The sequence below is a fragment of the Streptomyces sp. NPDC045678 genome, assembly GCF_056432085.1.
Genome location: NZ_JBWKJS010000011.1, coordinates 271,810 through 282,206, shown reverse-complemented (window position 1 = coordinate 282,206; position 10,397 = coordinate 271,810). Strand labels below are relative to the sequence as shown.

6 protein-coding genes and 1 pseudogene are annotated in these 10,397 nt (G+C 73.2%); 2 read left to right on the top strand and 5 right to left on the bottom strand.

Annotation, left to right across the window (positions count from 1 at the left end; all coding sequences use genetic code 11):
• Nucleotides 1-237: 237 nt before the first annotated feature.
• Nucleotides 238-1,932, bottom strand: coding sequence for a PucR family transcriptional regulator ligand-binding domain-containing protein (locus AC07DO_RS34090; RefSeq protein ID WP_479065309.1), 1,695 nt, complete (start codon nt 1,930-1,932; stop codon nt 238-240).
• Between the two features lie 235 nt (nt 1,933-2,167).
• The gene (locus tag AC07DO_RS34085; protein WP_479065307.1) at nt 2,168-4,369 is read right to left on the bottom strand and encodes an ATP-binding protein; all 2,202 of its coding nucleotides are present in this window, start codon (nt 4,367-4,369) and stop codon (nt 2,168-2,170) included.
• Between the two features lie 241 nt (nt 4,370-4,610).
• Here AC07DO_RS34085 and gabT point away from each other — a divergent pair, with 241 nt between their 5' ends.
• Together gabT and AC07DO_RS34075 are read left to right on the top strand one after the other, a co-directional pair.
• The gene (gene gabT, locus AC07DO_RS34080) at nt 4,611-5,945 is read left to right on the top strand and encodes a 4-aminobutyrate--2-oxoglutarate transaminase (protein ID WP_479065305.1); all 1,335 of its coding nucleotides are present in this window, start codon (nt 4,611-4,613) and stop codon (nt 5,943-5,945) included.
• 434 nt (nt 5,946-6,379) lie between these two features.
• Nucleotides 6,380-7,063, top strand: coding sequence for a phosphatase PAP2 family protein (locus tag AC07DO_RS34075; protein WP_479065303.1), 684 nt, complete (start codon nt 6,380-6,382; stop codon nt 7,061-7,063).
• On the opposite strand, the pseudogene AC07DO_RS34070 reads toward AC07DO_RS34075, so the two are convergent.
• From AC07DO_RS34070 to AC07DO_RS34060, 3 genes and pseudogenes are all read right to left on the bottom strand, one after another.
• A pseudogene (locus AC07DO_RS34070) lies at nt 7,017-8,024 on the bottom strand (chitinase); the annotation flags it as partial. The gene AC07DO_RS34075 and the pseudogene AC07DO_RS34070 sit on opposite strands and share 47 nt — an antisense overlap.
• A 357-nt stretch (nt 8,025-8,381) precedes the next feature.
• Nucleotides 8,382-8,858 (bottom strand): bifunctional DNA primase/polymerase, encoded by a 477-nt coding sequence (locus AC07DO_RS34065; protein WP_479065302.1) that lies wholly within the window; start codon nt 8,856-8,858, stop codon nt 8,382-8,384.
• Nucleotides 8,859-8,976: 118 nt separating this feature from the next.
• A complete protein-coding gene (locus AC07DO_RS34060) occupies nt 8,977-10,395 on the bottom strand; it encodes an NAD(P)/FAD-dependent oxidoreductase (RefSeq protein WP_479065300.1) in 1,419 nt (472 codons plus the stop codon).
• Between the last annotated feature and the right edge of the window lie 2 nt (nt 10,396-10,397).

The window sequence follows — 10,397 nt, the reverse complement described above, 5'->3', positions numbered from 1 at the left end:
CGCAGTTCCCCGCGCCCCTGGTAGGACACCCCCCGCCGCCTTCGCGGTTGACCTGCGCCGGGGCGGGTCTTCTTTCACCGCGGGCCGGTGGGGGCTGGTCGCGCAGTTCCCCGCGCCCCTGGTGGGGTGCCCCCCCCCGGCGCCTTCGCGGTTGGACTGTGCCGGGGCGGGTCTTCTTTGACCGCGGGCCGGTGGGGGGTGGTCGCGCGGTTATCCGCGGCCCTGGCGAACCGCGCCCTAGTCCGAGTTCGTCGTCGTTGCCTTCAGGGAGAGCCATAGCTCCATGCGGACGTCTGGGTCGTCCAGGGAGCGGCCGAGGATTTCTTCCACTCGGCGCATGCGGTAACGCAGGGTGTGGCGGTGGACGCCCAGGTCCGCCGCTGCCGCGTCCCACTGGCCGTGGCGGGAGAGCCAGGCCCGCAGGGAGGCCACCAGGTCGCCGCGGCCGGTCGCGTCGTGTTCGTGCAGGGCGCGGAGGAGACCGTCCGCGAACGCCCGCACCGCGTCGTCCGCGAGGAGCGGCAGGACGGATCCCGCGGCCAGTTCCTCGTGCTCGACGAGCGCGCGGCCGCGCCGCCGCGCGACGGACAGCGCCTGTTCCGCCTGCTTGTACGCCGTGGCCGCGGCGATCGGTCCGGCCGGCGCGGACAGGCCCATCACCAGTTCACCCTCCTCACCGGAGGTGGGCGCATCGCGTCCCGCCGTGGCACGGCCCGCCTCCAGCGCCGCCGCGTACTCCCCGCACGCCCGCACGCCCGCGCCCCCGTCCACGACGAGCAGCACGAGCCGCTCCCCGTACGGGACGACGAGCAGTGCCTCGCCGGAGCGCGCGGCCGCTGCCTCGACGACGTCGACGAGTCCGGCGAGCGGGTCACCGTTCCCGGAGGCGTCGGCCACCGCGGCGAGCACCGCGGCGGACGCGGTGCCCGGCACCGCGTCGCCCGCGCCCTCGCCGTTCCCCTCCGCGCCCGCCCGCACCCGCGCCGCGGACGCCGACGCCACCTGTGCGACGACGAGGCGAAACGGTGCGTCGAGGAGTCCGCCGTACAGCTCGCCGGCGACCGTTCGTGCGTGGTCGGGCTCCCCCGCGAGCAGCATCCGCAGCACCGCCGCGCCGATCCGCTGCTCGGCGGCGTGCAGGGAGCGGGAGCGCTCGGTGGTCAGGGTGAGGAGGGCGATGGCGGAGTGCACCGCGTAGCGCTCGGCGGTGCCCAGGGTCGACGCCGTGCCGACGGCGAGCGCGGCCCGCGGCCTGCGTCCCGTGCCGAGCGAGTGCAGTTCCACGCGGTCCTCGGCGCCCGCGACGACGGAACTGGCGGGCGCCGGACGCTCCCTGAGGCGTTCGACGTCGGCGGTGACCCGGGCGGCCCTGCGGTTGGCCCACTCCGGCGCGGCGGCGGCGACGGCGCCCGACGCGTCGTACAGCGCGGCCCATCCGTCGACCTGCCCGGCGAGCGCGCGCAGCAGTCCCTCGGGGCCGTCGCTCAGCGCCTGCTTGGTCAGCTCGCGCTGGGCGGCGAAGCCCGCCGTCACGGCGCGGTACTGCTCGGCGGCGATGGCGGCGGACACGGCCTTGCTGATGGCGAGGAACGGGGTGCGCCGCGGCACCTCGATGAGCGGCAGGTCCGCGTCGGTCGCGGCGTCGACGAGGGCCTTCGGGATGTCGGGGTAGTGCACGCCGACGGCGAAGCCGAGCCCGACGACTCCGGCGCCGGCCAGCCGCTTCACGTACCGCCGCATGGCGTCCGGGTCCTCCGCGTCCAGCTTGAGCGCGGTGATCAGGAGGAGCTCGCCGCCCTCCATGTAGGGGACGGGGTCGGCGAGCTCGCTGGCGTGCGCCCAGCGCACGGGGGCGTCCAGGCGTTCCTCGCCCGCGCGCACGGTCAGCTTGAGCGCGGAGTGGTGGACGAGCGAGGCGAGCGTGGGCGGCATGGGACCTTCAGGTCTGCGGCAGGTGGGGTGGGTGGGTTGCCCGGCCCCCGGTTCGCGGGCGCCGGATGTGGATCTTTTGGCCGGTCCGTATGAACGACCTGTGTCGATTCTGCCTCACTGTATGGTGCGCCAGAGACAGAACTCCCCGTACGTGTGATCCGGCGCCTTCCCGTTCTCCGCGCCGGAACTTCCGGGTGCCCCGTCCACGCCGCTTCAGGCCGGGCCCCGTGCCGCTTCAGGAGCGCAGGTCCACCAGGAGCGGGGGCGCGTGCTCCCCGCCTACGTCCGTCAGGGACAGCACCGCGTGCCCCGGCGGCACCCCGTGTGCCAGCTCGGAGGCGGACCACCGCTCACGCTCGACCTGACGGACGGTGACGGCGCGGGCCGTCGGCGCGTTGCCGGTGATGACGCGGCGCAGCATGTGCACGGTTTTACCGAGCGGGGTCTCGGCGATGATCTGCCGGTCGGTCACATCGCGCGCCTCTGTCCACTCCTTGCCCCAGACCTCGGCGAAGTCCTGGCCGTCCCACGGCGTGAGCCCGGAGAGCGCCATGCGGCAGCCGATCGCGCCGAGCAGCGGTGTGCGCAGCGGACGGGGTACGTCGTCGAGCGTACGCAGGGTCATGACGACGCCGGCGTTGGCGGACCGCAGCCGCTGGACCCGGCGTACGGATTCCGGGGTGATCGTGCCCGACGCGTCGTCCAGGACGAGGCAGGCGAAGAGCGAGCGGTCCTCGCGTCCGGCGGCGACCGCCGTGAACTGGGCGAGGACGAGGCGGGCCAGGATCCGCGAGGCGTCGGCGTGCCCGCGCTCGGGGAGGTCGATGCGGACCCGTACGGGATGGTCGAGGGCGCGCAGCGAGAACGGGGTGCTGCGGCCCGAGGTGTCGAAGAACGGCGCGAAGGCGGGGCGGTCCAGGAGCGCGATGCGGTCGGCGAGGACCGCGCCCGGGTCACCGGGGTGGCCCAACTGACGTTCGCGGGCGTCGAGTTCCCTGATCATCGCGTCCTGCCCCGCCGACTGCAGCGCCTTGCGCAGGGCGCCGAGCGGGCCGGGCGATCCGTCGAGCAGGGCGCGCAGCTCCGGCACCGAGGGGAAGCGCCGGTGGACGGCGAGGAAGGGGCCGAGGAGCTGGGCGAGACAGGTCGTGGAGCGGCGGCTGTCACCGCTGGGGTGCGGGTCGACGAGGTCCCCGACGAGGGCCTCGGCGAGCACGGCCGCGGCCTCGTCCGGGTCGTTGGTGCCGCCGTACAGGTCGAGGTCGTACACGGAGTCGGGCTGCCCGATCCGGACGATCACGTCGTAGTCCTCGGTGGGCCCGAGCCCCGCGCCCGCCGCGCCGACGACCACCACGGCCGCCTGCCCGGCGAGTGCTCCCAGGCACAAGGACTCGGCGATCGGCCACACCACGCGGCCCGTCTTGCCGGAGCCGCCGGGACCCACGGCGAGCAGGGAGGTGCCGAGCAGGTCGGGGCCGAGGGCGAGCCCGGTGCCGCGGTACGCGTAGGGGTTGCGGGGGTCGTCGGCCGTCGTCCCGAGGCGCACCTGCGCCGTGGCGAGGTCGTGGCGGGCGGCCCGCGCGGGCAGGTCCCGGTCCCCCGAAGGGTGCGGGCAGGCGCGGGCGCCGTCGCGTACGACGGCGTCGGTGAAGACGTGCAGCGGGCTGCGCCCGGTGCGCACGGACCGCCAGGCCCGCGCGATCCGCGCGTGGTCCACGTCCCGCATCAGTCCGGCCCGCGCGTCGGCGGCGAGCCGGTCGGCGGCGGCCTCCGCGCCGGCGGCCCGCAGCTGCGGCCAGCGGGCGGGGTCGTCCTCGGGGGCGGGCGGCGGCGGGGGCGCGTCGGGGCGGCGCAGCCGGGGGGCGACGAAGCGGCGCCAGACCTCGCCCCAGCGGCCGAGCCTGCCGACGCCGATCATGATGGCGAACGCGATGAGGGTGTAGTAGCCGTACCAGACGACGGCGTTGCCGACCTTGTCGCCGGTGTAGAGCCAGGCGTCGGGCAGGAACAGCTCGATCGGCAGCACCCACCAGCCGCCCAGGTACCCGTTCCACAGCAGCGACCAGATCAGCCAGCCGACCAGGAACGAGATCAGGGCGCCGCTCAGCAGTTGCCGGGTCGGCACGGTGTCGGGCTCCTGGGCGGGCCGCGGCTTGTGCGCGAACCGCCAGATGCCGGGCGGGGCGGCGGGGCGCGGCGCGCGCACCCAGGCGAGGAAGGCGGCCCCGTCGGTCAGCGGCGGCGCTCCGGGGGCCTGCGCGGGCCGGGGCGGCAGACCGGCCGACGGACCCCGCCCCCCCTGCGGAGGCGTCGCGGCCCCCTGCGCGGGCGGTACGGGCCCGTGCGGAGGCGGTACGGACCCGTGCGGAGGCGACGCCGGGCGCGGCACCGGCGTGGCATGGGTGCCCTGCGCGTCCTGCGTGCCGTCGGAATCCACGATTCTTGCCCCCTGGCCAGCCGCTCTCTTGTTTCGCGGGTCAATCTAGTGCCCCTGCGGGGCGAGCTCACCGGATACGCGCCCGGCGATGAGCGCTCCGCTATGTCCACCACGGACAACCGCCACGCCGAACGACTCCCCCATGGAGCATGCCCACCCCCTGGCCCCGCCCCTAACCTGCGAAGAAAGCAGTAGAGCGTCCGTACCGTCGCCCCACCCCCGTCAGCAACAGGAGCCCCTCATGACTGCCCTTCCGCAGGAGCGCCGCGTCGTCACCGCCATCCCCGGTCCGAAGTCGCAGGAGCTGCAGGCCCGCCGTACCGCCGTGGTCGCCGGTGGCGTGGGCTCCGTGCTGCCCGTGTTCGCCGCGCGCGCGGGCGGCGGCATCATCGAGGACGTCGACGGCAACCGTCTGATCGACTTCGGTTCCGGTATCGCCGTGACCTCCGTGGGCGCCTCCGCCGAGGCGGTCGTCCGCCGGGCGAGCGCCCAGCTGCAGGACTTCACCCACACCTGTTTCATGGTCACGCCGTACGAGGGCTACGTCGCCGTCGCCGAGGCGCTGGCGGAGCTGACGCCGGGTGACCACGAGAAGAAGTCGGCGCTGTTCAACTCCGGCGCCGAGGCCGTCGAGAACGCCGTCAAGATCGCCCGTGCGCACACCAAGCGCCAGGCCGTCGTCGTCTTCGACCACGGCTACCACGGCCGCACGAACCTGACGATGGCGCTGACCGCCAAGAACATGCCGTACAAGCACGGCTTCGGCCCGTTCGCCCCCGAGGTCTACCGCGTCCCGGTCGCCTACGGCTACCGCTGGCCGACCGGCGCCGAGAACGCGGGCCCCGAGGCCGCCAAGCAGGCGATCGACATGATCGGCAAGCAGGTCGGGGCCGAGAACGTCGCCGCGATCATCATCGAGCCGGTGCTCGGCGAGGGTGGCTTCATCGAGCCGGCCAAGGGCTTCCTGCCGGAGATCGTGAAGTTCGCCAACGACAACGGCATCGTCTTCGTCGCCGACGAGATCCAGTCGGGCTTCTGCCGTACGGGTCAGTGGTTCGCCTGTGAGGACGAGGGCATCGTCCCGGACCTCATCACCACCGCCAAGGGCATCGCGGGCGGTCTGCCGCTCGCCGCCGTGACGGGCCGCGCCGAGATCATGGACGCCGCGCACGCGGGCGGCCTCGGCGGCACCTACGGCGGCAACCCGGTGGCCTGCGCCGGTGCGCTCGGCGCCATCGAGACCATGAAGGAGCTCGACCTCAACGCCAAGGCGAAGAGCATCGAGGCCACGATGAAGGCCCGCCTCTCCGCCATGGCCGAGAAGTTCGACATCATCGGCGACGTCCGCGGCCGCGGCGCGATGATCGCCATCGAGCTGGTCAAGGACCGTACGACCAAGGAGCCGAACCCCGAGGCGACCGCCGCGCTGGCCAAGGCCTGCCACGCGGAGGGCCTGCTGGTGCTGACCTGCGGCACGTACGGCAACGTCCTGCGGTTCCTGCCGCCGCTGGTCATCGGCGAGGACCTGCTGAACGAGGGTCTGGACATCATCGAGGGCGCGTTCGCCCGTGTCTGAGCGCGGCATGTGAAGAAGGTGTGCGGGCCCCATGACGGGTTGCCGATCCGTCTGTCGGCCCGCCATCCACTGCCGTACGGTTTCTGCAGATGAGAGAAACACCCCGCCCACAGGGGACTGTGGGCGGCGCCACGGCGGAGCCTCCCCAGCCCCGTCCTGGCAGTGCCTTCGCGCACAGACCCGGAGCCCTGGGCTCCGGAACTCCTCACCGATCGGACGGCCGCTCGCCCCACACCCCCCGGGGCGCGCGGACCCCCGATCCGGAAGACCGCTTCGGAGACTCCCCCGACGGACCCGCGTGAGCAGGTCCCCTCGGACAGTCCGGGCCGGTCGGCCACCGAAGGGCCGACGCACTCCCCCCCCCTTGCGCCGGCCCTTCGGCATGTCCGGGCCTTCGGCATGTCCGGGCCTTCCGCCGTGCCAGGCTGTAGCGCATGTCCGCAACCCCGGCCCCGCGGCGGCCGGCCCTCACCCTCTCGCTGTGCGTCGCCCTCTTCGCGCTGCTGACCTGGCAGGTCGTCGCCGACGGGCCGCTGCGCCGCGCCGACGAACGCGCGGGGCGCGCCCTCACCGGGAGCCGGCTGCCGGACGGTGCCGCGGAGTTCCTCGCCGACCTCGGCAACGCCACGGTGGCCGTGCCGGTGCTGGTGGCCGTGGCCGCGTACACCGCCTGGCACGCGCGGCGCAGCGGTACGTTCCGGTGGTGGCTGCCCGCGGTCGCCGCGCTGGTCGCGATGGCCGCGGTGCCCGTGCTCGTCGCACCGCTCAAGGCGCTGATCGACCGCCCCGGTCCGCCGGGCACGGCGGGGGACGGCGGCTTCTACCCCTCCGGCCACGCGGCGACGGCCGCCGTCGCCTACGGAGCGGCGGCCCTGCTCCTGCTGCCGCTGCTCCGTGGCGCGTACGGCCGCCGCGAACTGGTCATCGGGTGCTGCCTGTTGAACGTGGCGGTCGGGTTCGGGCTCGTGCGGCGGGGCTACCACTGGCCGCTCGACGTGGTGGCGAGCTGGTGCCTGACCGCGGTGCTGCTGCGGGCGGTGGTGCTGGTGGTCAGCGGAAAGACGGCGCCGGTCAGCCGAAGTACCGGTCGAAGTTCTTCGAGAACTCCCCGTTGTTGAAGCGGTCCCAGTTGATCGACCACGTCATCAGGCCGCGCAGGTCCGGCCAGATCCCGTGGGTCTTGTACGAGCCGCAGTTGCTGCCCTGGGTGAGGCAGTCCAGGGCCTTGTTGACCTCGCCCGTGGACACGTGGCCGTTGCCCGCGTTGACGGAGGCGGGCATGCCGATGGCGACCTTCCTCGGCGGCAGCGGCGGGAAGACGTTGTTCTTGTCGCCCGCCACGGGGAAACCGGTGAGCAGCATGTCGGTCATCGCGACGTGGAAGTCCGCGCCGCCCATGAAGTGGTACTGGTTGTCCAGGCCCATGATCGGCCCCGAGTTGTAGTCCTGGACGTGCAGCAGCGTCAGGTCGTCGCGCAGGGCGTGGATGACCGGCAGGTACGCGCCCGCGCGCGGGTCCTGGCCGCCCCATTTGCCGGTGCCGTAGAACTGGTACCCGAGCTGCACGAAGAAGGTCTCGGGCGCCATGGTGAGCGTGAAACCGGCGCCGTACTTGGCCTTGAGGGTCTTGACGGCCGAGACGAGGTTGACGATCACCGGGGTCTTCGGGTTCTTGAAGTCGGTGTCGTCGGCGTTGAGCGAGAGCGAGTGGCCCTCGAAGTCGATGTCCAGGCCGTCGAGCCCGTATTCGTCGATGATCTTCGAGACCGAGGCGACGAAGGCGTCGCGGGCCTGCGCCGTCTTGAGCTGGACCTGTCCGTTCTGACCGCCGATGGAGATCAGGACCTTCTTGCCCGCCGCCTGCTTGGCCTTGATCGCGGCCTTGAACTCGTCCTTGGTCTCGACGTTCGGGCACTCCGTCTTCGGACAGAGGCCGAAGCGGATGTCGCCCGAGGTCGCGGAGGTCGGTTCGCCGAAGGCGAGGTCGATGATGTCCCAGCTGTCGGGGGTGTCGGCGAGCCGGGTGTAGCCGGAGCCGTTGGCGAAACTGGTGTGCAGATAGCCGACGAGGGCGTGGTCGGCGACCGCGGCCGGTCCCGCGGCCCGCGGTCCGGCGTCCCGGGGTTCGGGGGCCGCCGTCGCGCGGGTCGAGAGCAGGCCGGACGCGGCGAGCGCGCAGGCCGCGACGGCGACCACGGCGGCGCGTCTCACACGGCTCGCGGGGCTTATGGGGGGCAACGAAGAGCGATCCACAACTGCCTCCGGGCACGGGGGGATTGGAGGGCGGGTCGCGCATAACTTGGTCCAGACCAATCAAGTTGTCAAGGTTTCCGGCAGCGCACGGACCGCCGCCTCCGGCAGCGCACGCATCGCCGTCTCCGGCAGCGCACGCATCGCCGTCTGCGACAGCTCACCTCTTGCCGTCTCCGGCGGCTCTCACGTCTCACCGTCGTGGCCGTCGCCCGCCAGCCGCGCGGCCGCCTCGTGCATCGCGAGTTCGAGGACTCCGGGGTCGGTCAGCGTCCCCGAGCCGTCCGGCGGGACCAGCCAGCGGACGCCGCCCGCGGCCCGGCCCGGATAGGGCACGACCACCCAGGTGCCGCGGCCCGCGCCCCGCACCCCCGTGCCGAGCCAGCGCGAGACCGTGCCCGGCGGCACGAAGAACCCCGTGCGCGCGTCGCCGAAGTCGGCGAGCACGGGACCGGGGCGGTCGACGCAGCGGGCCAGCACGTCGAGGGTGGGACAGCCGAGTTCGCCGGGCAGGATCAGCACGTCCCAGCGGCGGCCCGCCGGCAGGAGCGCGACCCCCTGGGGGTTGCGCTCCCACTCCCAGCGGCAGGCCTCCGGATCCGGCGCCGCCGACACCAGCCATTCGAGCGCCGACCTCGCCCCCGAGTCACGCGAGCCAGTCATGGCACAACCTTCCTTCCCTGTGCGGCAACATGCGTGTCACAGGGGAGAGAGGCCACGGGCCGGAGCATTACGCGGGTTTCGGCGACGAATCGAAGCGGCGACGACGGCGCCGTACGCCTCAGCTGTCGAAGCCGAGACCCAGCTTGTCCATCGTCTTCAGCCACAGGTTCCGCCTGCCGCCGTTGGCGTCGGACCTGGCCAGCGACCACTTGGTCAGCGCCACACCGGTCCACGCGAACGGCTCGGGCGGGAACGGCAGCGGTGTCGTCCGCACCATCTCCAGGGCCGTACGCTCCGTCCGCTCGCCCGAGAGCAGGTCCAGCATGACGTCGGCGCCGAACCGGGACGCCCCGACACCGAGGCCCGTGTAACCCGCCGCGTACGCGACGCGCCCTTTGTGGGCCGTGCCGAAGAACGCCGAGAACCGCGAGCACGTGTCGATCGCGCCGCCCCACGCGTGCGTGAAACGGACCCCCTCCAGCTGCGGGAAACACGTGAAGAAGTGTCCGGCGAGCTTCGCGTACGTCTCGGGCCTGTCGTCGTACTCGGCGCGCACCTTCCCGCCGAACGGGTAGATCGCGTCGTAACCGCCCCACAGGACGCGGTTGTCGGCGGAGAGCCGGAAGTAGTGGAACTGGTTGGCGCTGTCGCCGAGGCCCTGCCGGTTCTTCCAGCCGATCGCCGCCAGCTGCTCGTCGGTCAGCGGCTCGGTCATCAGCGCGTAGTCGTACACCGGCACGGTGTACGGGCGCAGGCGCTTGACCAGCGAGGGGAAGACGTTCGTGGCGAGGGCGACCTGGCGGGCGAAGACCCTGCCGTACGGCGTGCGGACCGCCATGCCGGCGCCTGAGGAGGCCAGTTCCAGCGCGGGCGTGTGCTCGTGGATACGTACGCCCTTCTCCAGGCAGGCCCGCTTCAGGCCCCACGCCAGCTTCGCCGGGTGCAGCATGGCGACGCCCTCGCGGTCCCAGAGGCCGCCGAGGAAGGTCGGCGAGTCGACGTGCTCGCGCAGCGCGTCCGCGTCCAGGAGCTCGGAGCCTCCGGCGAGGCCGTGCTCGGCCATCTCCGCGTGCAGTTCGCGGAGTTCGGCCAGCTGGTGCGGTTCGGTGGCGACGTCGATCTCGCCGGTGCGCTCGAAGTCGCAGTCGATGGCGTACCGCTTGACGGCCGCCTCGATCCCGTCGAGGTTGCGGGCGCCGAGCTCCTCCAGCTTCTCGATCTCGCCGGGCCAGCGGGACAGGCCGTTGGCGATGCCGTGGGTGAGGGAGGCGGCGCAGAATCCGCCGTTGCGGCCGGACGCGGCCCAGCCCGCCTCCCGGCCCTCGACGAGGACGACGTCGCGGTGCGGGTCGCGCTCCTTGGCGATGAGCGCGGTCCACAGGCCGCTGTATCCGCCGCCGACGACGAGCAGGTCGCACCGCTCGTCGCCGGTGAGGGCGGGTTCGGGGGCCGGCCTGCCGGGGTCGTCGAGCCAGAAGGACCCCGGCTTGGCGTCGGAGAGGGACTTGGTGAAACGGGTCATGGCACCAGGGGCCATGA

Bases quoted from the DNA above. Each gene is read 5' to 3' on its own strand.
- AC07DO_RS34060 (WP_479065300.1), bottom strand. From the start codon at position 10,395: ATGGCCCCTGGTGCCATGACCCGTTTCACCAAGTCCCTCTCCGACGCC.
- gabT (WP_479065305.1), top strand. From the start codon at position 4,611: ATGACTGCCCTTCCGCAGGAGCGCCGCGTCGTCACCGCCATCCCCGGT.
- AC07DO_RS34075 (WP_479065303.1), top strand. From the start codon at position 6,380: ATGTCCGCAACCCCGGCCCCGCGGCGGCCGGCCCTCACCCTCTCGCTG.
- AC07DO_RS34065 (WP_479065302.1), bottom strand. From the start codon at position 8,858: ATGACTGGCTCGCGTGACTCGGGGGCGAGGTCGGCGCTCGAATGGCTG.
- AC07DO_RS34090 (WP_479065309.1), bottom strand. From the start codon at position 1,932: ATGCCGCCCACGCTCGCCTCGCTCGTCCACCACTCCGCGCTCAAGCTG.